Raw genomic sequence first — 26515 nt, forward strand, 5'->3', positions numbered from 1 at the left:
GAAAAAGCTCAAACGGATTGATCTTGATTCCGGCACCAGCCTGCTTACGGAAATATCAAAAAAGCAAAATATGATTTTCAAAGCATTCCAGATACGGTTACCATCGTTGACATAGTTATAATTTTCACGGGATTTTAGGAAATATATATTGCACATCCTCAATTTTAATCTTGCAAAATATCAAAATATAGGTTAAACTTAAAATCTATATTAGGTTAATTATCAAGGAGTTAATATAAATGGACTACAAGCAAATCTTTGGCCTGAAGGACCAGCCGTTTTCCAACGCTCCCGACAACCGTTTTTACTACGACAGCCCCCAGCATTCCCGTGCCATCCTTAAGCTTAACCATGCGGCGGAGATGATGAAGGGACTGGCGGTGGTATTGGGCGATATCGGTACCGGTAAAACCACCGTTTCCCGCCGGTTACTGGAGATCCTGCCGGACGACCAGTACGAGACCGCCCTGCTGGTGATTGTGCATTCCGAGGTCACGCCGGGATGGTTGATCAGCAAGATCGCCCTGCAGATGGGAGTGGAAAAACCGGCCGATTCCAAGGCCACGCTGGTGGGGCAGCTTTACGAACAGCTGATGAAGATTTACAATGACGGCCGCAAGGCGGTGGTGATCATCGACGAAGCCAACATGCTCAAGAACAAGGAGATCATGGAGGAGATGCGGGGCCTTTTGAATATGGAGGTCAACGGCAGCATGCTGATCACCTTCCTGCTGTTCGGGCTGCCGGACCTGGAGCAGTGCCTGGCCCTGGACCCGCCTTTAAGGGAACGGATCGCGGTCAAGCACAAGCTGGAGCCTTTAACCTCGGAATCCACCCGGGGCTACATCCAGTACCGGCTTTCGGTGGTGGGCTGCACCCGGGAACTGTTCACCGACTCGGCCTACGAGTTCATCCACTTCTACTCAGACGGCAAGCCCCGGCTGATAAATACCATCTGCGACAACGCCCTGCTGGAGGCGGCCATGTCCGGCGTCAAAATAGTGGATGAGACCCTGATAGAAACAGTAGTGGCCGACCTAGGTCTGAAAAGCGAGGCCAGCGGCGCCGACACCAAAACCAAGACTCCTGTCTTTTAAGCCGTATGGCCAACAATCAATCTTACGTCGATCTGCATCTGCACACCGTCGCTTCCGATGGAACCTTCACTCCGGAGTCCCTGATCCGGCGCGCCTCGTCCCGGGGGCTTAAGGCCATCGCCGTCACCGACCACGATGCCTGGGAATCCATAAAACCGGCCGCCGTCTTGGGCGCCAAGCTGGGAATAGAAGTGATACCAGGGGTGGAGTTGTCCACATCCATAAACGAAACCGAGATCCACATCCTGGGTTATTTCATAGATTATCTAGACCCGGATTTTCAGAAGGAAGTGTTGCGTTTCAAACAGGCCCGGATAGAACGGGCCCAGAAGATCGTGCAGAAACTGGGGACGGTCGGGGTGCGGATCGACATCAAGCATGTGCTGGAGATAGCAGACAGCGGCTCGGTGGGCCGGCCCCATGTGGCCCGGGCTCTACTGGACGAAGGATACGTGGGCTCCACCGACGAGGCTTTCAGCCGCTACCTGGCCTATGGGGCGCCGGCCTATGTTCCAAAAAATTTTATGTCGCCTCAGGAGGCCTTTGAACTGATCCATTATGTGCGGGGTCTGTGCTTTTTCGCCCATCCCGGCATAGAGAACCACGACGAGCTGATTGACCGGTTCGCGGCCTGGGGCCTGGACGGGCTGGAGGTCTGGCACAGCAAGCACAGCTCGGCCCAAGTCAAGCATTATCTGGAGCTGGCCGATAAAAAGGGGATGCTGGTCTCGGGCGGTTCGGATTCCCATGGGGATCAGGACCTGGATTCCCTCAAATACAACCTTAGGGTTTCCTACGAGGTGGTGGAAAAGATGAAGACCCGGGTCAACGACGTGGCCACCCGCAAGCGGATGAACGAAGAAGGGGAGTAAAGGACCGGATTAGCATTTCCGGGTTAGGAAAAATAAGGTGTATATCTATTTTTCAGGACTAGACAGGAGTAACATGATTATTAATGATGTCAATATATGTTGCATCCTATTTACGCAGGCGAATAACTAATGACAATGCAGCCCGCTCAATGCTTTGATAACGCAGAAGTCCGGGATTACCCGGCTTGGTATCCGTGGCATCCTTATGAGCGGTTATAATAAATACAATTTAGTGACCCCCATTAATAAGTATTCCATTTAACAGATGAACCAAAAAGAAATTCCAGATAGGGCCATTGAAGTTGTCGCGAAACACATCAATGAACGGAATAGTAGACCGTCAATAATTCCTATTATCACAATTGATGGAGAAACTGAAACACCGCATTACTTTGAGATAATACCCTTTGATCAAATTGACAATTCAAAAGTGAATTTTTTTGCCATTGACGGCAGCTACAACAGCCAAGAGTTTTACAATGGTCTATCTATCGGTATTTACACGGCAGGTTATATTTGCTATCGTGAAGGAAAACAAGTCCGGTTAAACGATTTGACTGACCCTATTATTTTGGGAAAAGGTTATTATCCTGAAAACATTTTAATAACAAATGACGAACACAAAGATGCGATTTATGACGAGTTAATGGCTTTAGAGCCAGTGAAAAAAATGTTGGAGTTTTTCGGAGAAGATGAAACAAAAGTTTTTGGTTTCGGCAAAGACCTTATTTGTTCATCGCTTGTAAAACTTTTGAGTTTCTGCCAAGAAACATTAGAGTGGGCTTTGGTTTATGAAATTTCAAATTTACCAATCGTTCAGAAAGGTGATTTCATTTTGCGTGATGGAACGTTACGTTCCAACAATATCAAACAAGAATATTTAGTCAAACTTTCAAAGCACATCAGGCAAAAAGGAGTTTACATAGTAGCAATTACAAAAAACTCACCAATCAAACTTGAACTATCTTCTACTTTCAAAAAGATTGATAGTTATTTACAAGACGATTACAAACCGAAGTATCCGTTCAAAACAAAAAATCCAAGATGGCAAAAGTTATGTTGTTGGCTTGAAGTTTCCGATAACATTTTAATTACAGCTTATCCCGAAGCAGGACAAAGAAAAGATGTTCAAACGGGGAAAATTCAATCGGTAACAAAGACAAGTATGTTTGCAAAAAAGAGTTTGACAGGAGGAAGAGGGTTCGGAATTTTCTTTGTAGCGCGACTCGACTATGTTGAGAAACTTCAAAATTACGATTGGGTTGTAGCTGACTTAAACATATTTGATGTGTTTCATGGAATTGAAAACAATGATAAGAAAAGAGCGATTGAAACTATTAAGCACATCTTTTTTGAACTGACGCGATTAACGCAAGAACATTACATTTTAGGTTATCCTTTTCCACTTGTGGAAGCCCACAACTTCGTTACTTTGAAAAATAATTTCAAGGACGAAATAATTAAACGAGTAAAGCATGCACTTTACAAAGAACAGCGGATGGATAATGTGGACATAGAAAATTTATTTCTTGATATTCACGAAAGGTTTTAAAAAATGGCAAACGAAAGGCATGATTTTGGCGTCCTTTACGGACAAAAAACAACAGAAGATGCGCTGCTGATTTATTCCTCTTACGAGGACAGCAAGGCAAGTCCGCAAACAGGTGACTTTATCGTATTGACGCCGCGAGATGAAGACGGTAGAAAATTTTTAGCGCGAGTTGAAGCGGAAATTTACGATTCAGACCCAATTTTTCGCTCACAAGATAAAACCTTGATAGCTGTGCATTATGCAAGAATAGCTGAAAGGGAATTATCCGAAAGAGATAAGCAAAAAATGTTCAGCTATACATACAAAGTAAAAATCTTAGGTGCATATACTTCCGATGGAAAAGATTTTACAACAGCAGTTAGAAAACTTCCTGTTGTTTCTTATCACGCCAGACATCTTACACCGAGAGAGTTTGACAATATTTTGAATAGAGCAAATGAAGCTGGGGTTGAAATTGGCAAACTTTGTATTGGTAATGATATTCAGTTGGACAAAAATTCTATTCTCTTTGACATTAATAAATTGAGAGAAAAAAGAACAATGATTTTTGCACAATCGGGCTTCGGTAAAACCAATTTAATGAAAGCCCTTATTTACAATATGATTGCCGACACAAGTTACGGCAAACTGATTTTTGATTTGAACGGAGAATATTTTTTAAAAGGACAGAAAACATACGGACTTGGCGACATCAACGAAAAAAAGATTAAAGAGAATTTAGTAGTTTATTCAGATAAGAAGTTGCCAAAAAAATATGATGAAAGATTTATTGAAGGCGGTTTAGTAAGAATAAATATGCACAAGCATTTAACCATAGGAGATATTCTGAATTTCAGTACTGGATTTTCAGAAGTAATGAAATCTTTTTTATTGTATTTGGAAGATAACCAAGTTGAAGATTTCATTTCTAATATTACCGAGTATGTAAATGACCCTGCAAAACTACATAAACAGTTTCCTGATTTTTGGGGCACAACAAAATCGGCGGAAGCAAGCGCTAGAAATACTGTTGCAGCGATAAGAAAGCGCCTTGCTTATTTAGTTGATGAAAGTAAAGGATTACATTTAAACTCATCAACATTAATAGAAGATGTTTTTGAGTATTTAAAGCAAGGCAAAACAGTAATTATTGATTTATCATTAAAAGATAATGCAGAAGCAAGTATTATTTCTACAATGATTGCGAGAAAACTTTTTGATGCAAACAAAGCCAATTTCACTGCTGACAAACAAGATGCATTAATAAATACAGTTCTCTGTGTTGAGGAAGCTCAAAATGTTTTATCAGAGGAATTTGTAAAAAGCAATGCAAATCCCTTTGTGAGAGTGGCAAAAGAAGGAAGAAAATTTGGACTTGGTTTAATTGCGATAACACAAAGACCTTCTGCCATTTCCGAAGAAATCAGAACGCAAGCGGAGAACTTTTTCACTTTTTATATGGGAAATTCTGATGACATAAGAGCATTAGTAAAATCAAACATTAACTATGACGGTGTCATTGCTAAATTCATTCAAACGGAAACAATCACTGGGAATCTTTATATGGTTTCAGCAAATCAATCTTTTGCTCTTCCAGTAAGGGTTGTAGAGTTTGAAAAATTAGTTCACAAAAAGGTTTATGAAGATTCACAATTGGAATTAGCGTAATATGCAAGCATTAGCATTAGCATTAGATATTCCCATAAAAGTTTCGTCCTTTAAAAAAAAGGATCTTGTTGAAATCAATATTCAGAACAAGCCCATTAACCAACAAGTTTTTTGGCTTATTGTAAGAGATATGGCAAAATTAAATTGGGAAGTTAAACTACCCACAAAGAAAAATCCATTTATATCTATAATCCCACCTGAAAGCTACGATAAAGACATCATTAAAGATGCAATGTCAATCAAGCGGGGTGAGATAATTTCAAAAAACAAAATTTGGATTGACAAACATATTGGTTTGGCAAAAAAAAATATGGCAAATGGACATGAGGCATTACATTCTGCAATAGACCCTGTCATTGAAGTTTGCGAAACAGAAAAACAACACGCCTTATTCAGAATATTTCGTTATTACTGGTCTTCGCCATACAGCGAATATGTTGGCAGAAGAATCAAGTTGATTATTAGAGACAGAGCATTGCCGAATAAACCGGTAATTGGTATTGCAGCGTTAGGGAGTCCGATAATTCATATCCCTGCAAGAGATGAGTTCATCGGTTGGAATGTTTCCACCAGGACAAAGAATCTTATTTACGCAATGGATGCTTATGTTATTGGAGCAGTACCACCATACAACTACTTGCTGGGGGGTAAACTCATTTCTTACATTTTAGCTTCAAAAGAAGTGCGAGAGATTTACAGAAAAAAATACAAAGATAAAATTACTTTGATTAACAAGCGTGAAGCAAACCAACTTGTAGGGATCTTTACGACAAGTTTATATGGGAAAAGCTCTCAATACAATCGCTTAAAATACAATGATAAACTTCTCTACAAACCAATCGGAGAAACAAAAGGATTCGGAACATTACATCTCTCAGAAGAGACAATTGAGAAAATGCAAGAGTATCTGAAATCAAAAAAGATTTTTGTTACAAATAAATTTGGCGATGGTCCCAGTTGGACAATGAGAGTAATTCATGCAGCGGGCGAAATGTTGGGCTTTGACCCCGATTTGCTATTAAAGCATTCTTTCAAACGGAACATCTATTTTGTTCCATTGGCAAAAAATTGGAAAGAATTTTTCAACGGAGAAAACAAAAGACCACTTTACTATAATTACACAAAGGACGAACTCGTAAACTACTGGAAAGAAAGGTGGCTTGAAAATAGAAAACGAAATATTGAGGTTCTTATAAATATTATGGGTTTTAAGGCGGACGACTTTACAATTTAAGCGCGCCCTAGTCTGCACATATGAAAGGGGGCTATGGATGAGCCTACTTTCAGCCGTCGCAGCCGGGTTGTCCAAGAAAGTATGCAGGGGCTGCTATGGCGAATAAATCAGCGAAGGCGCTCCTGTCAAATTCCCCCGTAAGGTTTTCGAGAAGGTCCCGTTCCAATCTCTAACCTGATTTTAACTGATGGAGGTTCTTATGCTGAGCGATGAATTGCTGAAACCGCTGCTGGTTCCCAACGATAAAAAGATCGTCCTGATAGTGGCCGACGGCCTGGGCGGCCTGCCCATGGAAGAAGGCGGCCGGACCGAGTTGGAGGTGGCCGTCAAGCCAAATATGGACGCGCTGGCCGCCAGGTCCTGCCTGGGTCAGACCGTGCCGGTCTCTTTAGGGATCACCCCGGGCTCGGGCCCGGCCCACCTGGCCCTGTTCGGCTACGATCCCTTGAAATACCAGATCGGCCGGGGTGTGCTGGAGGCATTAGGTATAGGGCTGGAGATGACCCCGCGCGATGTGGCGGCCCGGGCCAATTTTGCCTCGGTCAATCCCGACGGCATCATCACCGACCGCCGGGCCGGGCGGATCCCCACCGAGAAGAACATAGAGCTGTGCGCTAAGTTGCAGGCGGCCATCAAAAAGATAGACAACGTGGAGGTGATCATCCGCCACGGCAAGGAGCACCGCTTTGTGGCGCTGTTCCGGGGCCCCAACCTCTGCGGCGACCTGGCCGACACCGATCCCCAGCACGAGGGACTGAAGGCCTACCGTTCCCGTTACCTGCGGGCCGAGGGCCAGGCCACCGCCCACCTCGTGGACAAGTTCGTGGCCATGGCCAATGAAGTCTTAAAAAACGAACGCCCGGCCAACACCATTCTTTTGCGGGGCTTCGCCAAGCACCCGGACATTCCCTCGATGTACGACCGCTTCGGAATCAAGGCCGCGGCCATCGCCGCCTATCCCATGTACAAGGGGCTGGCCAAATTAGTGGGCATGACCGGGCTGGAGACCGGGCCTTCCACCGAAGAGGAGTTCAAGGTGCTGGATAAGAACTACGACAAGTTCGATTTCTTCTATATTCACGTCAAAAAGACCGACAGCTACGGCGAGGACGGGAACTTTGCGGCCAAGGTCAAGGTGATAGAAGAGCTGGATGCGGCCCTGCCCCTGGTGACCAAGCTCAATCCGGATGTGCTGGTGATCACCGGCGATCACTCCACTCCCGCCCGGCTGAAGGGACACAGCTGGCACCCCAATCCCTTCCTGCTTTTTTCGCCCTATGTCCGGCCGGAGGGGTTCATCGCTTTCAGCGAACAGAACTGCGCCCAGGGAAGCTTGGGCACATTCCCATCTGTGGAAGCCATGCCGCTGATGCTGGCCAATGCGCTGAAGCTGGACAAGTTCGGGGCGTGAGTAGGTGGAGTAATCTTTGTTTCTAAAAAACTATACTAAGCACAGAAATGAGTAAAGAAATAAAACGGCAATTTAAGAATATTGATTTTGCGATGGTGGCCCGGCCCCACACCCCCATGTATTTGATTCATAAATACTGGGCCCGCAAGCCGCATAACGTGGTTTCGGAGTATATAAAAAACTACACCAAGCCCGGCGAGGTGGTGCTGGACCCGTTTTGCGGCAGCGGGCCAACGCCCATCGAAGCCATTAAGCTTGGCCGCAAGGCAGTCGGCTTTGACTTGAATCCGATGGCTAATTTTATTACCCGGATGACGGCGACGCCAGTGGACATAAATAAAGTAGACGAAATCTATAAGGATATAACAAAAAAGTGCAAAAAAGAAGTCGAAGCGCTGTATAAAACGAAATGTAAAAAATGCGGCGATTACTCGGAAATTATATGCACACACTGGAAGGGTACAATACCATTAAAAATATTTTACAATTGTCAAAAATGCAATAGAAAGGCGGAAAAGAAAGCAGACGATGAAGATATTACGTTGAATAAAAAAATAGAAAGAATGAAGATACCATTTTGGTATCCTAAAAATAAACTCTATTATAATGGCAATGCATTTCTTAAAAAAGAAAAAAGCGAAACAATAATTGATTTATTTACGCGACGCAATCTTATTGCATTATCTATAATTTTTAACAGCCTTTCAAAAATAGAAGATAAAAAGATTCAAAATGTATTTAAGCTTGCTTTTACCTCTTTGTCTCATTTGGCAAGCAAGTTAACCCCGGTACGACCCACCAGACAAATGAGTTCATTTTGGGCAATGCATAGTTTTTGGGTCCCACCAATTTTTATGGAAACAAATGTATGGCAACTTTTTGACAGTGCGATCAATGGCCCGCAAGGTATTATTTCCGGAAAAAAAGACTCAAACAAAAAGATACAATTATTTAAAGAAGCCAAAAAATTCGGCGAGCTTGAAGATGACGCAAATATATTTTTAAAGAAGCACAACGCGCTCCAGCTTACCGAAGCACTGCCCAAAAACTCGGTGGATTACGTATTCACCGACCCGCCCTACGGCGGGGCTATCCAGTATTTTGAGCTCAGCACTTTGTGGGCTTCGTGGCTGAGATACGAACTTGATTACGGCGATGAGATAACCGTCAATAAAAATCAGCAGAAAGATTTTGCGTATTACCACAAAATGCTTCGGAAGTCTTTCAAGGAAATTTACCAGGTTTTGAAGCCCGGTAAATACATGACGGTTACTTTTCACAGCACAGACATCGCCGTATGGAACTCCATCATCAAGGCGGTGGTGATGGTGGGATTTGATTTGGAGAAGATCATCTACCAGCCTCCGGCCAGGCCATCCGCCAAAGGGCTTTTGCAGCCTTACGGCTCGGCGGTGGGCGATTATTACATCCGTTTCCAAAAGCCCGAAAAGGACTCGCTTCAGACCGAAAAAGAAATTGATATGAATACTTACGAGATGGATGTGGTGGACAGCGCGCGCCGGATTCTTTATGAAAGGTCTGAGCCAACGATATACCAGCACATACTTAACGGCATAATGGCCGATCTGCAGGGCGGGCGCAATGTGCCGGTCGGCGCAAAAAACATTGATCAAGTGCTTAAAGATCACATAGGACAGGAATTTGAGCTGGTGCCCGTAAAAGACGACAAGGGTAAAACAATCGGACAAAAATGGTGGCTTAAAAACATTGAAGTTTCCACTTTCAACCAGCCTACGTTAAGCGACCGGGTGGAGCGGAAAATCATTGAAGTTTTATATCACAATGTAAAAGTTTCGTTTGATGATATTTTGCAGGCAATATTCATCGAATTCCCCAATGCCTTGACGCCCGAGACCCAGAATGTCCGGGCTTTGCTTGAGGAATATGCCACTCCCAGCAAGGATGGGAATTGGATGCTGAAGCCTTCTGTTAGAGTACGCGAGTCGGAACATTCCGAGATGATTTATTATCTGGCCCGGCTGGGCGAAAAAGCCAAATACGATGTTTGGATTGGACAACGGGAACAGGGCGAGGCGTATGGAAAAACGAAATTATCAACCCTTATCGTCAATAAGCCGCACTTGTGGCGGTTTACCCAAAATGCGGAAAGGGTCAAACAAATAGATGTAATCTGGCATGACAGGGGCCGGGTACAGTATGAGTTTGAAGTGGAGAACAGCACGGCTATTACCGAAGCCATTGTGCGCGGAGCCAATATCCAGGGGCGTAATATTAAAAGAATAATTGTAATACCCGAGGAGCGGGAGGGTTTGCTGCACCGCAAACTAAAAGAGCCTCTGTTGGGTGAAAATATTAAAAAGTTCAATTGGAAGTTTATATTTTACGGCGAACTTAAAAAATATTTTGAGCAAAACAGAAAAAAGGACAAACCCGATTTGGAGGCGTTGGAAGGCTTGTTAAAGATGCCCCGGGAGGCTCAGCCCAAGGAAAAACAGACAGAGATGAATTTTGAAGAAGAGACTGAACAAGTATAAACATGTTAACTAACCACAAAATAATCATCGGCGATTCCCGCTGCATGCAGGAAGTGAAAGACCAATCCGTTCATTTGGTCGTCACTTCTCCGCCCTATTGGCAATTAAAAGACTATGGGCATAAAAATCAAATAGGCTACGACCACAGCTACGAGGAATACATTAACAATTTGAACCTCGTATGGAAAGAAAGCCATCGGGTATTGCACGATGGTTGCCGTCTTTGCATTAACATTGGCGACCAATTCGCCCGTTCTGTCTATTATGGCCGTTATAAGATAATACCCATCCGCACCGAGATCATTAAATTCTGTGAAACAATAGGCTTTGACTACATGGGGGCTATCATCTGGCAAAAAGTAACGACTTGCAACACTACCGGCGGGGCCAGCATTATGGGGTCTTTTCCCTATCCTCGGAATGGCATAGTGAAATTGGATTACGAATTTATTTTACTCTTTAAGAAGTGAAGTACGGACAAGCGCCAAAACCGACAATAGAGGCCAAACATAAATCAGAAATAACAACTGAGGAATGGAACAGGTATTTTACAGGCCATTGGAATTTTGCCGGTGAAAAACAGGACAAGCATTTGGCCATGTTTCCTGATGAATTGCCAAAGCGTTTAATTAAAATGTTCAGCTTTGCCGGGGAGACGGTGCTTGACCCATTCTTGGGCAGCGGCATGACCATGCTGGCGGCTAAAAATCTTAATAGGAACAGCATAGGATATGAAATCAATAGCTCCTTTCTTCCGGCCATAAAAGAAAGAACAAGTTTTAACCAGCAGGATAAACTCAAACCTGCAAAGTTTGAAATTGTCAAACAAGACAAATTTCGCAGGGACTTCAACAGGGAAATCAAAGAACTGCCTTATATTTTTAAGGACCATATAAAATTTGATAAAAAAATTGATCCTAAAAATCTGAAATACGGTTCAAAGATAGACGGGACTGAAAGTAAACGCGAAGATTATTACACTGTAAAAGAGATAATTAGCCCAGAATTGATGAAATTGGGTAACGGACTGATTATCCGCTTGCTTGGTATCAAGGAAGATCCCAGCAAAAACGGTAAAGCCAGCGAATTCTTGGTAGGTAAAACACAGGGTAAACAAGTATTTTTAAAATATGATCAGCAAAAATATGATAGCAACAATCATTTGATGGCTTATGTGTATTTAAAAAATAAAACATTTATTAACACGCATTTACTTAAACATGGTTTTGTGAAGCCGGACCACAAAATTGTTCATAGATATATGAATAAATTTAAAGAACTAAGCCAACACAGGGTAAATGAATGAAGACAACCGTCAAAATCAAAAATTCTGAAATCAAGAAACTCCTTGATGTTGAAGCCTATCAATTTCCAAAATATTCCACGGCTATTATTAATTTGGCAAATCAAAACGCACAAGGCACACGGCCTAAGGTTGTGGGCCAAATGAATGAGTTGATAAAACAATTCCCGGGAACAAAAATAGGCGAATGGGAAGAATGGTATTTAGAAAAGCACCCGGAGGCTATTCAAAAGGCTACGAAAAAAATATCCGAGATGATGAAAAACTCTTAAAGGATGTGATCTCTAAAATCGATAGGACGATGATTGAAAACTGGGTAAAGGATTTAGTTGTAATTAAAACTTTCATAGGGTTGAAATTTCAAGAAGCGATTATAAGAAAAGGTGCCGAACTAAAGGGGCAAAAATATCGTTTGGCAAGGCCTGCAGAAGAATCGAAAAATATTGATGGGTATATTGGCAATATTCCGGTCAGCATAAAACCAATGTCATATGCTTCCAAGAAAGCACTGCAAGAAAAAATCGAAGCCAGAATCATCTACTACGAGAAAAAGAAAGACGGGTTATTGATTGACTATAAGGAATTATTTGAGTGACGAGCGTAATATTCATTTCTTTTATCCGCCTTCGCAGAAGACCACGGGCTATGCCCGTGGATGAATGCGCATCAGGTAGATGCTACGGCGGATGTCGCTGATTACTCAAGGCGGATAACCCCGCCACTGGCGGGGTAACCTATGGAAAGGAACCACGGGCTTTGCCCGTGGGGCTCCACCTGCTAACGCAAAAAAAAACGAAAGTCACAACTAAAAATTCTCAGAAAGATAATACCATGGCCAAGCCGATCATCATCCACGCCACCACCCTGTACAACGGCCAGCACACGCGCAACAACGTTTACCTGGCAGTGGAAGGAGACAAGATCACCGAGGTCTCCGGCAAAAAGACCAAGGCTGATGCCGAGGGCATTGTCACTCCGGCCTTCATCGACGCTCATTCGCACCTGGGCATGCACCGGGCCGGCGAGCCGGGCTCGGAGGCAGAGGGCAACGATATCACCGACCAGTTCCTGGCCAACAATGATCCCCTGGACAGCGTTTACTTCGACGACCCGGCCTTCGCCGAGGCAGTGGACTTCGGAGTGCTCTACAGCTGCATCGTGCCGGGTTCGGGCAACCTGGTGGGCGGGCGGGCCATGATCATCAAAAATTTCGCGGCCAACCGGGGCCAGGCCCTGCTCAAGGAATACGGCTTCAAGATGGCTCTGGGCTACAATCCCCGATCCACCGGCGACTGGAAGGGGCTGCGCCCCAACACCCGGATGGGAATCTACAGCATGCTGGAGAAGAAATTCGACCTGGCGCTGGCCAAGAAGCAGAAGGCCGACCTGGCCCGGCAGCGCAAGCTGAAGGAGCTGGACCAGAAAGTGCGGGACAAGGACAGCAAGCTGAACTCCCGGGACATCGAGGAGCAAAAGCAGATGACAGAGCAGGAATATGTGCTGGAGTTTGACACCGAGGAGAAGGCCCTGCTGGAGCTGCTGCTGGACAAGAAGACCGCCAAGGTCCACGTCCACAAAGAGGACGACGTGCTGTACCTGATTGATCTGGTCAAGAAATACAAGCTGACGGTTACCGCCGATCACCTGGGCGACGTCCACCACAAGGAGATCTTCGACCAGCTGGCCGACCAGAACATTCCCATCGTTTACGGGCCGCTGGGCAGTCTGCCCTACAAGGTGGAACTGCGCAACGAGCGCTACCGCAACGCCGAACTGCTGATGAAGTCAAAAGCCTTTTACGGACTGATGACCGACCATCCGGTGATCATGACCCCGGCCCTGCGCGACAGCCTGAAATATTTTTTGATCCACGGGATGAAGGAGGAGGAGGCCATCGGGATGATCACCTACAAGAACGCCAAGATTCTGGGAATAGAGGACCGGCTGGGGTCAGTGGAGCCGGGCAAACTGGCCAGCCTGGTGGTCTGGGACAAGGATCCTTTGCACCTGGCGGCCTTCCCGCGGCTGGTGATGGCCGAGGGCAAGGTCATCAGGAAACAGAAATAAATACCATCGTAAGGGCAATTCATGAATTGTCCCAACAATAATGGCGACGAATAAAACGAATATCCTGATAATCTACGATTCCTATACCGGCAACACCGAGAAGCTGGCCAAGGCCGTGGCCCAAGGCGCCGAGCAGGTAGAGGGCGCCAGGATCGTCGTCAAGAAAGCAGACAAGGTCAAGCTGCCGGATATGCTGGCCGCCGACGGAATTATCATAGGCTCGCCAGCCTACTACGGGCTGATGACTGCCAGGTTGAAAGGGCTGCTGGACAGCACTTTCAAGATACACGGGAAGCTGGCAGGCAAAGCGGGCGCGGCCTTCACCACCGCCGGCAGCACCGCCACCGGGGCCGAGACCACGCTGTTGTCCATTCTCACGGCAATGCTGATCCACGGGATGGTGGTGCAGGGCCGGTCCAGCGAGAAGCACTTCGGGGCGGCCTGCGTGGGCGCGCCGGATGCCAAGGCCATCAAGTTCGGGGAAGATCTGGGCAAGCGGACGGCCCTGTTGGCCGGAAAACTGAAAGCCTAAAACCTGAACCCGTTGACACCTGATAAATAGGGATGGAATGGCAAACAAAAGGGAAATCTACGAGGAACTCTGCCGGAACCTTAACAATTTGCGCTTTGAAAAGCTTTGCCGGCAGGTGGAAAAATTTGGCTTTACGTTCAATGGCGGCAAAGGGAGCCACAAAATAAACAAAGATGACGATTATTACAATCTCGACGACTTGAAACGTGCCCAAAAGCTGAGTTACGGCCAAAGGATGGAAATGCTGGAAAAGATCAACGAATTCCTGATGAAAACAATGTCTGAAAAAAACAAACGCATCAGCCTGAAACTTCAAGAAAATAATTTTTGATCAAAACCATGAAAACCAAACGCGCACTTATAAGCGTCTACGACAAGACCGGCATCGCCGAGGGAAAGAAATATATGTACGTTAGAGAACCTATAACTCAACCCCTTTGCTTCCCCTTCTCTTACCCCATGTCGGTCCGCATTTATCCAAGAGAAGGGGATAGAGGGGATGAGTTCCAAAGGTTCTCCGGAGCATAGTTCCTAAACCAAGGGCATATTCATAAGGGAGTTTTATAAATGGCTGTTAAAACAGATATAATTGATTTGGCAACCAATTTTACCAAAGAGGCTAAGACCGTAATCAAGATAGATGCTGCTTACCTTTTTGGTTCTTCGATCAACGGAAAGGACTTAAAACACAGCGATATAGATCTGGCCATAGTTTCACCTGACTTCAGCGGGTTTGGGTTCGCCGACCGTAAAAAACTAAATCCCTTGATCCTTAAATTCGGCGCTTCACTGGAAGTGCATCCCTTTAAAAAGTCCGACTTTTTAAGAAAAGATCCGTTCATAAAAGAAATACTTAAAACAGGAATAAAAGTCGCATAATGACCACCAAACGCGCCATCATCAGCGTCTACGATAAGACCGGCATCGCCGAATTCGCCAAGAAACTTTCCACCGCCGGGTATGAGATCGTCTCCAGCGGCGGGACCGCCAAATATCTAAGAGAGCAGGGCCTGACAGTCACCGATGTGGCCGAGGTCACCGGATTTCCCGAAATGCTGGACGGGAGGGTCAAAACTTTGCATCCCCGGATCCACGCCGGGATCCTGGCCCGCCGGGATGTGCCCGACCACCTGGCCAAGCTTAAGGAACACGACATCCTTCCGGTGGATCTGGTGGTCGTCAACCTCTATCCCTTTGAGGCCACCGTGGCCAAGCCCAATGTCACCGACGAGGAGGCCATCGAGAACATAGACATCGGCGGGCCTTCGCTGATCAGGGCCGCGGCCAAGAATCACAAAGACGTGGCGGTGGTAACTGATCCGGGTCAATACCAGGCCGTCATCTCGGAACTGGAATCCTCGGGACAGGTCTCTTGTGAGACCAAGAGGGAGCTGGCCCAAAAGGCCTTTGCCTTGACCGTCGGCTACGACGCGGCCATCAATAATTATTTTATCAACGGGCCTGCAGGGACAATTCATGAATTGCCCCAACAAGAATTACCGGAAAACATTTCCCTCAATCTCAAAAAATCACTGCCCCTGCGCTACGGCGAGAATCCCCACCAGCCGGCCGGATTCTATCTTCCCGTTGGAACGGAGCCGGCTTTTGAGCAGATCCACGGCAAGGAAATATCCTATAACAACATTTTGGACATGGCGGCGGCCTGGGAACTGGTCTCCGAGTTCTCCGAACCCTGTTGCGTGATCGTCAAACACACCAACCCCTGCGGCTGCGCCTGCGCCGATAATCTAAAAGCAGCCTATCTGCTGGCCCGGGACGGGGAACTGCCTCCCTCGCCCATCTCCCGCTTCGGCGGGATCATTGCGGTCAACCGGCCGCTGGACAAGAAAACGGCCGAGGAGATCACCGGACCCAACAGTTTTTACGAAGCGATCGCGGCGCCGGAGTTCGGGGACGGGGTCAAGGAAATATTTGCTTTGCGCAAGGGCTGGGGGCAGAACGTGCGGTTGGTAAAAATGTCCGGGGCGTCTGGTCCAGACCTTGCCTGGCGTTCGGCGGCCGGAGGCTGGCTGGTCCAGCAGCGCGACCAGATGTCTATTGATGAAACAAAGTTCAAACAGGTCACCAAGAACGCGCCGGCGCCAGGGCCGATGGAAGACCTGAAGTTTGCTTTCAAGGTCGTAAAGCACGTCAAGTCCAACGCCATCGCCATCGTAAAAGACAAACAACTGATTGGCATGGGGGCCGGCCAGCCCAACCGGCTGGCCTCGGTGCGGCTGGCCCTGCAGCAGGCCGGGGAAAGGGGCAAAGGAGCGGCGCTGGCTTCGGACGGGTTCTTTCCCTTCGCCGACAACATCAAAGAAGCTGCGGCGGGCGGCATTGCCGCCATCATCCAGCCCGGGGGTTCGGTCAAGGACGAGGATGTCATCAAAAAGGCCGGCGAACTGGGACTGGCCATGCTGCTGACAGGCATCCGGCATTTCCGGCACTAAATTTTTTCATAAGGAAACCATGAAGCAATGAAGTCATGGTTTGGCTGTTCCTGACTTCACTTGGAAGGACTAATTTTTTCAGGGATTTCCCCGCCTTCGTCCCACTTCCTCCTACGTCCGCTTAGGCGGACTACGGCGGACAAGTCGGCGGACAGGCTGGATTCCTTATTAAGAAGATACGGAGAAAATAAGATGGCCAACATACCTCCAATGCTGATGACCCGGCTGGCGGGCCAGCTGACCGGCTCCCTGCACAATCTTAAGATGTATCCGGCCAGTCATCCCACCTCCCAAAAACTGTTTGAGGCCAGCCTACGGCTTATAAAAGAGGCTATGGGCGATGACAATGCTTTGAGCTTCAGCCTGGCTGGCAACATCTTATTAATAAACGACAAGCCGGTGCCCGATTCCCGCAAGGAGGTATTCGCCAACTTCATTTCCGAACTGGGCAAGCGCAGCGTGGGCCAGCTGACCTTCAAGCAAGGCGTCGACCAAGATCAACTGCAGGGATTTTTTGAAACCATGGCCATGGATGTGGAGCAGGTCAAAGCCAAGGGAGGTCTGGCGGCGGTCCTGGCCCTGAGGGGCATTTCCAATATCATTGCTTCCGGCATTTCTTACGGCGGCTCGGGTGCCAGCGGGACGGCGGGACCAGGCGCCGGAGGCAGCGGTTCCGGATCCGGCGAAGGCAGCGGGGCCGGCATGGAAAGCATGTTGCCGGGTCAGGTGGTAGCCATGCTCAAGAGAGATCCATCCATGGTGACCGAGATGCTGTTGAAGGGCGTCCTGGCCATGGCCGACACCCCGGAAGGCCAGGAGAAATTGGTCAGTGACCTGGACCAGCTGGCCCTGATGGCCAAGGCCCAGGGAGGCGGGGAATACGCTTCGATGATGGCCAATGTGATCGGAAGCATGGATCAGCGCAGCAGCCAGATGGTCGCCCAGGTAAAGCTGGATAACCCGGAATGGTCCGACGTGGTGCGGGAGTTGCTGACCAGGTATTCCAACGAGGACCTGGCCAAAATGATCGTCAACAAAGCCGAGGCGCTGGCCCTGGAGACCAATAACGACCCGGTGGTGCTGGCGGAAAAACTGCGGGGCATGGTGGCCTCAATTCCGGCAGATAACGTCCGCAAGCAGACCTTGTATCCGCTGGTTCAGCCCAAGTTGCAATACTACGGGTTGAATGTTGAGGATTGCGCCTTCGTCTTCGGGCAGATATCCTCCACCCAGCCGGTGTTGGAAAGATATCTGGCTGACCTCTCTTCCCGACCGGCAGCGGAGATGGCCTCGGAGGCCGAGGTGAAAACCCTGCGCTGGATAATAAGGCGCGACGAGAACTGCAAGCCGGCCCTGGAGGGATTTTTGAAACTGCTGGGCGACGCCGGTGCCGGGGCCAGGGAAAGCGCCCTTTCACGGATGATGCTGCTGGAGGACGACCTGTTGGCCATCGAGCGTTTTGACCTGGCCGAGCAGGTCATAACCAGCATTACCTCAAGGCTGCGCCAGGAGAGCGACGCCCGGATCTACCAGCGGGCCATCGAGATGATCCAACTGATCGCCGACGAGCTCAAGAGCAAGCAGCGCCAGGCCCTGGTCACCTGCATCAGCAAGGATATTTCGGACATCATGCTGCTGATGACCGACAAGCCGGTGGCCAAGGACATGATAAGGATCCTGGCCCTGATCGGCGACGAGGCGGCCATCCGCTCCCTGATACTGGGCCTTTTGAAGGACCCGATACTAGAGGACGCGGCCAGCGCCCTGGCCGGCATCAAGGAAAAGACCCTGCCTTACCTGCTGGAGGCGGTGAAGGAGAGCGAAGACAGCAACATGCGTTTCAAGTGCATGTATGTCCTCAACAAGATCGGGGCCGGAGTGGAGGAGATGGCCATCAAAGCATTGGCCGATGACCGCTGGTTTGTGCGGCGCAACATGTGCGTGCTGCTTTCGTTGATGGGAACGGAGAAATCCCTGAGCCCGATGGGGGCTTTGCTGGACGACAAGGATCCCCGGGTGCGGCTGGAAGGGCTGAAAGCCCTTTATAAAATCGGAGGCCAGCAGTCCGAGGCCTGGCTGATCCGGGCCATGGGAGACAAGGATACCGACGTCAAAAAACAGGCCATCGAGCTGGCCGGCAAGGCCGGCGCCGAAGCTTCGGTGGACGCGCTGACGGAGCTTTATTACAAGCGGGATCTTTTGGGACGGGGAGAACCGGTCGAGATCAAAAAACAGGCGATAATATCTCTGGGAGCATTGGGCACCAGGACCGCGGCCACGGTATTGATGAAAATCGCCAGGGACAAGGACGCCGAGATGGCCCAGACCGCCCAAGCGGTACTGCCCGGGGTCCTGAAAAAAATAAAAGAACAAGAACCGAAAAAACGGGCTTAAAATTTGGACAGCATCAACGTCATAGATTTTGGATCGCAGTACACCCAGTTGATCGCCCGCAAAGTCCGCGAACAAAAAGTCTATTGCCAGATCGTTTCCTGCACTGCCGGAACGAAAAAAATCCTTTCAGGCGATCCCCAGGGTCTGATCCTCTCGGGCGGGCCGTCCAGCGTCTACGACAAGAATGCCCCCCGGATAAGCAAAGAAATATTCAGTCCCGGCCTTCCTGTTCTGGGCATCTGTTACGGCATGCAACTGATGGCTTTGCTGCTGGGCGGCAAGATCCACCGCAGCCGGGAGAGGGAATACGGACAGGCCACGCTGTATATGAAGGCAGAAGGCAGAAGGCAGAACACAAAATTGTTTCAGGGGGTGCCGTCCCAGAGCCAGGTTTGGATGAGCCACGGGGACAGCGTCCAAAAGCTACCGTCCAGATTCGTACCCATCGCCTCCACCGCCAACTGCCGGGTAGCGGCCATGGCCGATGCCGACAGAAAAATATACGGTCTCCAGTTCCATCCCGAGGTCAACCACACCGACCAGGGCCGGAAGATCATCTCCAACTTCTTGTTCCAGGTCTGCCGCTGCCAGGGCGACTGGACCACGGACTCCATCATAGAACAATTAGTAAAAGATATCCGGCAGAAAACGGGGAACTCCAAGATCGTGCTGGGCATTTCCGGCGGAGTGGATTCCTCGGTGGCGGCGGTGCTGATCTCCAGAGCGGTGGGAAAACATCTGCACTGCATCTTCGTAGACAACGGCCTTTTGAGACTGAACGAACGGGCCGAGGTGGAGCGGGTCTTTAAGAAACGATTCAAAATTCCCCTGATGACGGTGGACGCTTCGAATAGGTTCTACCAAAAACTCAAAGGAGTGGAGGATCCCGAGCAGAAGCGGAAGATCATCGGAAAAGAGTTCGTCGAAGTCTTCGCCGGGGCCGCCCAAAAAATAGGCTCAGTTGGCTTCCTGGCCCAAGGCACCATCTATCCCGACGTCATCGAATCGGTTTCCTTCAAGGGGCCGTCGGCCACCATCAAGAGCCACCACAATGTGGGCGGGCTTCCCCGAAACATGCGGAACCTTAAATTAGTGGAGCCCTTAAGGGAGCTATTCAAGGACGAGGTTCGGCAGCTGGGGTTGTCGCTGGGCCTGCCCAGGGACATGGTGATGCGCCATCCCTTCCCCGGCCCGGGCCTGGCGGTGAGGGTTTTGGGCGAAGTAACCAAAGAGCGCTGCGACACCTTAAGGGCCGCCGACAGGATATTTATCGATGAAATAAAGGCCGCCAATTGGTACGGCAAAATATCGCAGGCCCTAGCGGTGCTGCTTCCGGTAAAGGCGGTGGGGGTGATGGGCGACGAACGGACCTACCAGAACGTGCTGGCCCTGAGGGCCGTCAACACCACCGACTTCATGACCGCCGAATGGACCAGGCTGCCGGAAGATCTGCTGGCCAAGGTTTCCAGCCGGATAGTAAACGAGGTCAGGGGCATCAACCGGGTGGTATACGACATTTCCACCAAGCCTCCGGCCACCATCGAATGGGAATAAGTCCCGGCATATTTTCAAACCGCGAATCTGGCGGAACGATGGTTCTTAAATTGTCCATATTTTAGGAGCATAGTATGGTCGAAGATTTTGTAGACCAGGGGCAAAAGCTGGAAAAGCACGGGCACCTGGATCAGGCCCTCAACAACTATAACCAGGCGCTGGAGGCCGATCCCAACAACGCCGATGCCTGGTTTTACCGGGGCCGGATATTGAGCCGGACCGACCAGTTTGAAGACGCCATCCAGGCCTACGACAACGCCATCGCCATCAAGCCGGATTACGCCAAAGCCTGGTGCAACAAAGGCATTGTGCTGGGGGTGCTGGACCGTGACGAGGAGGCCCTGCAGGCCCTGAACCAGGCCATAAAACTGGCCCCCGATTTCATGGAGGCCTGGTATAACCGGGGCCTGGCCCTGCGCGATCTGGGCCGCTACGACGAGGCCCTGGCAGACTTTGACCAGGCGCTGAAAATAAAGCCAGACAATAACGACGCCTGGTTCAGCAAGGGGCTGACCTATAAGATCATGGGCAGGTACGACGAGTCGCTGGCGGCCATGGCCCAGGCTCTGGAGCTGTATTCGGACGACGGCGAGGTCTCGCTGGAAAAAGCCAAGGTTCACCTGCTGAAGAACCAGGCCAAGGAGGCGCTCAATTCCATTGCCAAGGCCATCGAGTCCGATGACGACCTCAAGGAGGTGGCCAAGACCGACGAGGAACTGCAGGCCCTGTGGGAGAGCGCGGAGTTTAAGAAATTAGTCAGCTAAGGGTTCAATGTTCTGAGTTTATGGTATTCTCTTTTTGCCACCAAGACATCCTTCTATTCATCAGGGTAAACTCCGACACAAAGGGATAATATATTAAAGGAACATGAAAGTGCCTAAAGTTAAAAAAGCCGTAAAAAAGAAGACGATAAAAAAGGCCGTCTTAAGGAAAGCCTCCAAACCGCCGGTCAAGAAGAAAACCAAAAGCCCGGCCCAGACCGGGAAAATCAAAAAGGCGGGGTCCCGCAAGCCAGCCAAGCAAAAATTAAAAAACAAATATTCCAGAACCAGCCAGAAAAAAGTAACCAAAGCCAAGGCGGTCAAGAAACCGATTGCTTCAAAGGCGCTTTCCAAAGAACCTTTGATCCTGGTGCTCAACCCTGGCTCCACTTCCACCAAGGTGGCGGTCTATAAAGGATCGAAGCCGCTGGTCTCCGAATCCATCGAGCACGACAAGGCCGAGATCGAGAAATACGCCAAAATAGTGGACCAGTACCCCATGCGTCAGGCCGTGATCCTTGATTTCCTGGCCCGCAATAAAATAGACCTGAAAACGCTGGCGGCGGTGGTGGACCGGGGCGGGCTGCTTAAGCCCATTTCCTCCGGCACCTATGTCATAAATGAAGTCATGCTCAACGACCTGCGCGAAGCCAGGAGAGGCGAGCACATCTCCAACGTGGGGGCCTTCATCGCCAGGGAGATTGCCGATGCCGCATCCTGTCAGGCTTTCATCGTGGACGCGGTCTCGGTGGACGAGTTCACCCCGCTGGCCCGGATCGCCGGGCTGGCCGGGATCGAGCGCAAATCCCTGCTTCACGCATTGAATATGAGGATGGCAGCCCGGCAGGCCTGCCAGGACCTTCACAAAAAATTGGACGAGGTCAACCTGATCGTGGCGCACCTGGGCGGCGGCATCTCCATTTCGCCGGTGAATCACGGAAAATTCGTGGACGTCAACAACGCCAATGAGGGCGGGCCGTTCTCGCCGGAACGGGCTGGCGGAGTGCCATGCGGCGATTTAGTGAAGATGTGCTTCTCAGGGAAATATACCAAGGACGAAATCCTAAAAAAACTAACCAGGGCCGGGGGCCTCATGGCTTATTTAGGCACCAACAGCGCTAAAGAGGCCGTGGAACGCGCGGCCAAGGGCGACGCCCAGGCCCGAGAAGTCCTATCCGCGATGTGCTACCAGATCGCCAAGGAGATCGGCGCCTGCGCGACCGTTCTCAAGGGCAGGGTGGACGCCATCGTGATCACGGGCGGCGCGGCGTTCAACGCGACGATCACCGACCAGATCAGGGAACGGGCGGCGTTCATCGCGCCGAAGTTCCTGGTGTTCCCGGGCGAGGACGAGATGCCGGCCTTGGCGACCGGGGCATTGCGGGTCTTGAAAGGAGAGGAGAAAGCAAGGGAATATTGATTTTTATGTTACCCTAAGATGCCTTCAATGCCTTGCTGGATGAAAGATGTAGTATATCCAACCGTGCCATCGCCTAGAGTTGGATGTCATCGAATCTAATAATATCAAATAAACCTAAGAAGAAAAATGGATAATCAAGCAAAGAAAGACCAAGGTACCAAGTGGCTTGGTTTTTGGGCGAATATTTATATGATTAGTAATGGCTGTATTAAGTTTTTTCCGTGGCTTTCAAGCTAGAGTTCTAACCAATGCTACTGAACTGGTGGTATCAATTTCTATTTTAGTGGGCATCCTTTTTGCTATTTTATATATTTATTGCGGGATAGGGTTGCGAAAACGCAAATTATGGGCCTGGATAGTTAATATAGTTTTGTTATTAATAGAAGCTATAGGGTTTATTATAATCTTTTCCCCCAATTTGGGTGTTGCTATTTTTAAGGTTATATTGTCGTTAGCTTGGTTGATACCTAATATTATCTATTTCTTGAAACGCAAGAATCTTTTTTCGTAAACCGACACCAGATCATGGGTGAAAATTTATGGCTTCGAGCATTGAATGTATAAAAAACGGGAGAAATACATTGATGTGGCGTATACTGGCCATCAACCCCGGCTCCGCCTCCACCATGTAAAACTAAGGATATATTTATGAAATTAAAAATCATCATCACTTTTGAAGACGGCTGGTATATTTCCAGTTGTCCCAGTCTTCCCGGCTGCCATTCACAAGGGCGGACGACAAAAGAAGCCTTTGCAAACATTAAAGACGCCATAAAGGGATACATTGCAAGTTATGCCAAGCACAACGAGCCTTTGCCGGTGCAGCCTTTTATCGAAAAGCAAATAGAGGTAAAATATGACCGTATTCCCGCTGGTATCCGGTAAAAAGCTGGTCAAAGCTTTGCGGCGAATAGGTTATATTGTGGATCATCAAACCGGAAGCCACATTATACTCAGGCATATTGACCCGCCGCATAGACGTTTGACTATTCCAAACCGTAGTGAAATAGCCAAAGGCACATTGCGCAGTATTCTCCGTGATGCGGGATTGAGCGTCGAGGAAATAAAAGAAATTTTATAAAATATATTTTTAATCGAAAGAATTCCTCGAAGCTCGCTGCGGGGTTACCCCAAAGGGAAAGTATGAAAACCGCAGGTTTTCATACAGATGGTATCTACACGATAGATACCTCGCAGCTTGCTGCGGGGTAGTTCATTAATGCAGATAATGTCGATAAGATAGAGAAAGCAATTAAAGATAGATTGAGCAAATTAATTGAATGGAAAAATAATAAGGGAACCCCCAACCGCAGATAAGACAGCATATACGCTACGGGCTTACGCCCTTGCCCTTCGGGACATCCCGATAAGTCGGGACGCCGTATATGCTGGGAATGTTAGCCATGCAACCTTTAAAGACAATACGACAGTATGAGCCAACTTATACCAATACAATCAACGGACAACATACTTCCAGAATACCGACAGACGCCAATCGGACTACTTTTGGAATACCACAATCTTAATCGACCGCTTGATATTTACGACCAGGCACAACTTTTAATCGGAATGTGTATGGACAACAGAAAACATTTACACATCCCCGACAACTTTGCTTTTATCATTCGGGCGGGTGGAGCAAACTTGCGATACAGTGAATTTAAAGTTTCATACGCTATTGCTGTTGGACAAATCAAACACATTGCGCTAATTGGACACAACCACTGTGGAATGGTCAATTTAATTTCACGCAAAGACGAATTTATAAAAGGACTTGTGGATATAGCGGGCTGGAAAAAAGAAGAAGCCGAAGAACATTTTAGGCACTTTGCGCCACTGTTTGAAATCGGCGACGAGACCGCCTTTATATTAAGCGAGACAAAGCGACTACGGCTGCGATATCCTAAAATTCAAATTGTTCCGATGATTTATTTGGTTGATGACAACAAACTTTACTTCATAAAAGAAAATTGAAAAACAAACGACAACCCAAAGAAAGGGCATGCATCTGACAGCGCCGACCCTCAAACAGGGGTAACGCGCTTCGTAGGGCAGGAAAGCAGTAAATTTGAAGTTCAGTGCTTCGCAGGAAGTTCAGCGGTAATAATCCCTGCCGGCGGGCAGCCGCAAACCCGCGACGTTGGTGATGCAGGTTCAGATATTAACAAAATAATTGGTTTCGGCTTGTCCGAGTTAGGGCGCCTAAAGAATGAAAAGATCAGCCAGATAATTGAGGCCATCGTCGCCATTATAACTAACTAACGATCAGATAAAATAACTGGAGGAACCGCCAGTGCCCTTCAAAGTCCTGGCCATCAATCCCGGCTCCACCTCCACCAAGATAGCGGTGTACGAGGATGGCAAACCGGTCTTCAAGGATACCCTGCGCCATTCCGCCGAGGAGCTGCCGCCCTTCAAGCGGATCACCGACCAATATGATTTCCGCAAGAAGGTGATCGAAGACGCTTTAAGCAAGGCCGGCATCAACGTCGAAGAACTGAATGCCATCGTGGGGCGGGGAGGGCTGTTCAAGCCCATCCCCTCGGGCACATACCAGGTCAACGAGGAGATGAAGGCCACGGTGCTGGAGTCGCGCTACGGCGAGCACGCCTCCAATCTGGGCTGCCTGATCGCCGCCGACGTGGCCCGGGATGCCGGCTGCAAAGCCTACATCGTGGACCCGGTGGTGGTGGACGAGATGAATCCGCTGGCCCGGTACTCGGGCCTGCCGGAGATCCCGCGCCGGAGCATCCTCCACGCGCTCAACCAGAAGGCGGTAGCCCGGCGGGCGGCCCAGGAACTGGGAAAACCCTACGAACAGCTAAATCTCATAATGGTCCACCTGGGCGGCGGCATCTCGGTGGGCATTCACCAGCAGGGCTGGGTGACTGACGTCAACAACGCTCTCAACGGCGACGGGCCGTTCGCTCCGGAGCGGGCCGGCGGTCTGCCTACCGGGGATTTGGTCGAGCTGTGCTTCTCAGGGAAATACACCCAGAAGGAGATCATGAAGCTGCTGGCCGGCCAGGGCGGCTGCGTCTCCCACCTGGGCACCAACGACGGCCGGGAGATGGAGAACCGGCTCAAGGCCGGCGACGCCAAGACGGCCCTGATCGTGGAAGCCATGGCCTACCAAGTGGCCAAGACCATCGGCGAGATGGCCACGGTGGTGAAAGGCTCGGTGGATGCCATCGTGCTCACCGGCTCCTTCGCCTACTTCAAGCAGTTCGTGGACTGGGTCATCGAGAGGGTGTCATGGATGGCGCCGGTCAGGGTCTACCCGGGCGAGGACGAGATGACCGCCCTGGCCGAGGCCGGGTTCCGGATGCTCAAAGGGGAGGAGCAGGCCAGGGAGTACGCCTAGGGCTGATTCGCTGCACAGCCCACCCCGGTCATTCCCACGAAGCTTGTCCTCGTGAAAACGGGGAGTGGGAATCCAGAAATGAAGTTATACTACGTCTATATGCTAGCGCAAGTTTCCTAGTTACGAAATGCAAGAAAGCCTAACTTCATATTTCTAAAGGCGTTACGTATTATTAAATGTATTATATAACTTAGTAAACTCGTTATTCTATAACGACAGTCAATCCCTGTCCTTGAGAAGCCTTGATATTACTGCATAAATATAATATATTGCTACTTATAAAATAATACTTGACAAATATTCGGCCATAGTGTATTATATAACTATGGCTACTATAA

At 48.8% G+C, this 26515-nt stretch carries 20 protein-coding genes and 2 pseudogenes; all 22 read left to right on the forward strand.

The window, feature by feature from the left end; all coding sequences use genetic code 11:
- Positions 1 to 239: 239 nt before the first annotated feature.
- Complete coding sequence (locus tag HY768_08075) at positions 240 to 1097, forward strand: AAA family ATPase (protein MBI4727162.1); 858 nt, start codon at positions 240 to 242, stop codon at positions 1095 to 1097.
- A gap of 5 nt (positions 1098 to 1102) precedes the next feature.
- A complete protein-coding gene (locus tag HY768_08080; protein MBI4727163.1) occupies positions 1103 to 1969 on the forward strand; it encodes a PHP domain-containing protein in 867 nt (288 codons plus the stop codon).
- Between the two features lie 265 nt (positions 1970 to 2234).
- The gene (locus HY768_08085) at positions 2235 to 3521 is read left to right on the forward strand and encodes a DNA double-strand break repair nuclease NurA (protein ID MBI4727164.1); all 1287 of its coding nucleotides are present in this window, start codon (positions 2235 to 2237) and stop codon (positions 3519 to 3521) included.
- A gap of 3 nt (positions 3522 to 3524) precedes the next feature.
- Positions 3525 to 5168: an ATP-binding protein gene (locus HY768_08090; GenBank protein MBI4727165.1), complete on the forward strand. Its 1644-nt coding sequence runs from the start codon at positions 3525 to 3527 to the stop codon at positions 5166 to 5168.
- A 1-nt stretch (position 5169) separates the two neighbouring features.
- Positions 5170 to 6402 carry a DUF4338 domain-containing protein gene (locus tag HY768_08095; GenBank protein MBI4727166.1) on the forward strand — a complete coding sequence of 411 codons (1233 nt, stop codon included), beginning with the start codon at positions 5170 to 5172 and terminating at the stop codon, positions 6400 to 6402.
- Positions 6403 to 6601: 199 nt separating this feature from the next.
- Entirely contained in the window at positions 6602 to 7813 is a 1212-nt protein-coding gene (locus tag HY768_08100) for a 2,3-bisphosphoglycerate-independent phosphoglycerate mutase (GenBank protein MBI4727167.1), read from the forward strand.
- A 47-nt stretch (positions 7814 to 7860) separates the two neighbouring features.
- A complete protein-coding gene (locus HY768_08105; protein ID MBI4727168.1) occupies positions 7861 to 10329 on the forward strand; it encodes a hypothetical protein in 2469 nt (822 codons plus the stop codon).
- Positions 10330 to 10373: 44 nt separating this feature from the next.
- Positions 10374 to 11635: pseudogene (locus HY768_08110) on the forward strand (thermonuclease family protein).
- Positions 11632 to 12227 (forward strand): annotated as a pseudogene (locus HY768_08115) (MjaI family restriction endonuclease). The pseudogenes HY768_08110 and HY768_08115 overlap by 4 nt, the downstream one beginning before the upstream one ends.
- 236 nt (positions 12228 to 12463) lie before the next feature.
- Positions 12464 to 13699: an amidohydrolase family protein gene (locus tag HY768_08120; protein ID MBI4727169.1), complete on the forward strand. Its 1236-nt coding sequence runs from the start codon at positions 12464 to 12466 to the stop codon at positions 13697 to 13699.
- Positions 13700 to 13739: 40 nt separating this feature from the next.
- Positions 13740 to 14231, forward strand: coding sequence for an NAD(P)H-dependent oxidoreductase (locus HY768_08125; GenBank protein MBI4727170.1), 492 nt, complete (start codon positions 13740 to 13742; stop codon positions 14229 to 14231).
- A gap of 37 nt (positions 14232 to 14268) precedes the next feature.
- The gene (locus HY768_08130) at positions 14269 to 14562 is read left to right on the forward strand and encodes a hypothetical protein (GenBank protein ID MBI4727171.1); all 294 of its coding nucleotides are present in this window, start codon (positions 14269 to 14271) and stop codon (positions 14560 to 14562) included.
- A gap of 236 nt (positions 14563 to 14798) precedes the next feature.
- Positions 14799 to 15110, forward strand: a complete 312-nt coding sequence (locus tag HY768_08135; GenBank protein MBI4727172.1) for a nucleotidyltransferase domain-containing protein — start codon at positions 14799 to 14801, stop codon at positions 15108 to 15110.
- Positions 15110 to 16684: a bifunctional phosphoribosylaminoimidazolecarboxamide formyltransferase/IMP cyclohydrolase gene (gene purH, locus HY768_08140; protein MBI4727173.1), complete on the forward strand. Its 1575-nt coding sequence runs from the start codon at positions 15110 to 15112 to the stop codon at positions 16682 to 16684. The genes HY768_08135 and purH overlap by 1 nt, the downstream gene beginning before the upstream one ends.
- A 192-nt stretch (positions 16685 to 16876) precedes the next feature.
- Positions 16877 to 19078 (forward strand): HEAT repeat domain-containing protein, encoded by a 2202-nt coding sequence (locus HY768_08145; GenBank protein ID MBI4727174.1) that lies wholly within the window; start codon positions 16877 to 16879, stop codon positions 19076 to 19078.
- A gap of 3 nt (positions 19079 to 19081) precedes the next feature.
- Positions 19082 to 20632 (forward strand): glutamine-hydrolyzing GMP synthase, encoded by a 1551-nt coding sequence (gene guaA, locus HY768_08150; GenBank protein MBI4727175.1) that lies wholly within the window; start codon positions 19082 to 19084, stop codon positions 20630 to 20632.
- Between the two features lie 74 nt (positions 20633 to 20706).
- Positions 20707 to 21396 carry a tetratricopeptide repeat protein gene (locus HY768_08155; protein MBI4727176.1) on the forward strand — a complete coding sequence of 230 codons (690 nt, stop codon included), beginning with the start codon at positions 20707 to 20709 and terminating at the stop codon, positions 21394 to 21396.
- A gap of 103 nt (positions 21397 to 21499) precedes the next feature.
- Entirely contained in the window at positions 21500 to 22813 is a 1314-nt protein-coding gene (gene buk / locus HY768_08160) for a butyrate kinase (GenBank protein MBI4727177.1), read from the forward strand.
- 648 nt (positions 22814 to 23461) lie between these two features.
- Positions 23462 to 23698: a type II toxin-antitoxin system HicB family antitoxin gene (locus tag HY768_08165; GenBank protein MBI4727178.1), complete on the forward strand. Its 237-nt coding sequence runs from the start codon at positions 23462 to 23464 to the stop codon at positions 23696 to 23698.
- Positions 23670 to 23894, forward strand: a complete 225-nt coding sequence (locus HY768_08170; GenBank protein ID MBI4727179.1) for a type II toxin-antitoxin system HicA family toxin — start codon at positions 23670 to 23672, stop codon at positions 23892 to 23894. Before HY768_08165 ends, HY768_08170 begins: the two co-directional genes overlap by 29 nt.
- A gap of 350 nt (positions 23895 to 24244) precedes the next feature.
- Positions 24245 to 24787 carry a carbonic anhydrase gene (locus HY768_08175; protein MBI4727180.1) on the forward strand — a complete coding sequence of 181 codons (543 nt, stop codon included), beginning with the start codon at positions 24245 to 24247 and terminating at the stop codon, positions 24785 to 24787.
- Between the two features lie 319 nt (positions 24788 to 25106).
- A complete protein-coding gene (gene buk, locus HY768_08180; protein MBI4727181.1) occupies positions 25107 to 26177 on the forward strand; it encodes a butyrate kinase in 1071 nt (356 codons plus the stop codon).
- Positions 26178 to 26515: the final 338 nt, after the last annotated feature.

The organism is candidate division TA06 bacterium (assembly GCA_016208585.1).
Classification (GTDB): Bacteria; Edwardsbacteria; AC1; order AC1; family EtOH8; genus UBA5202.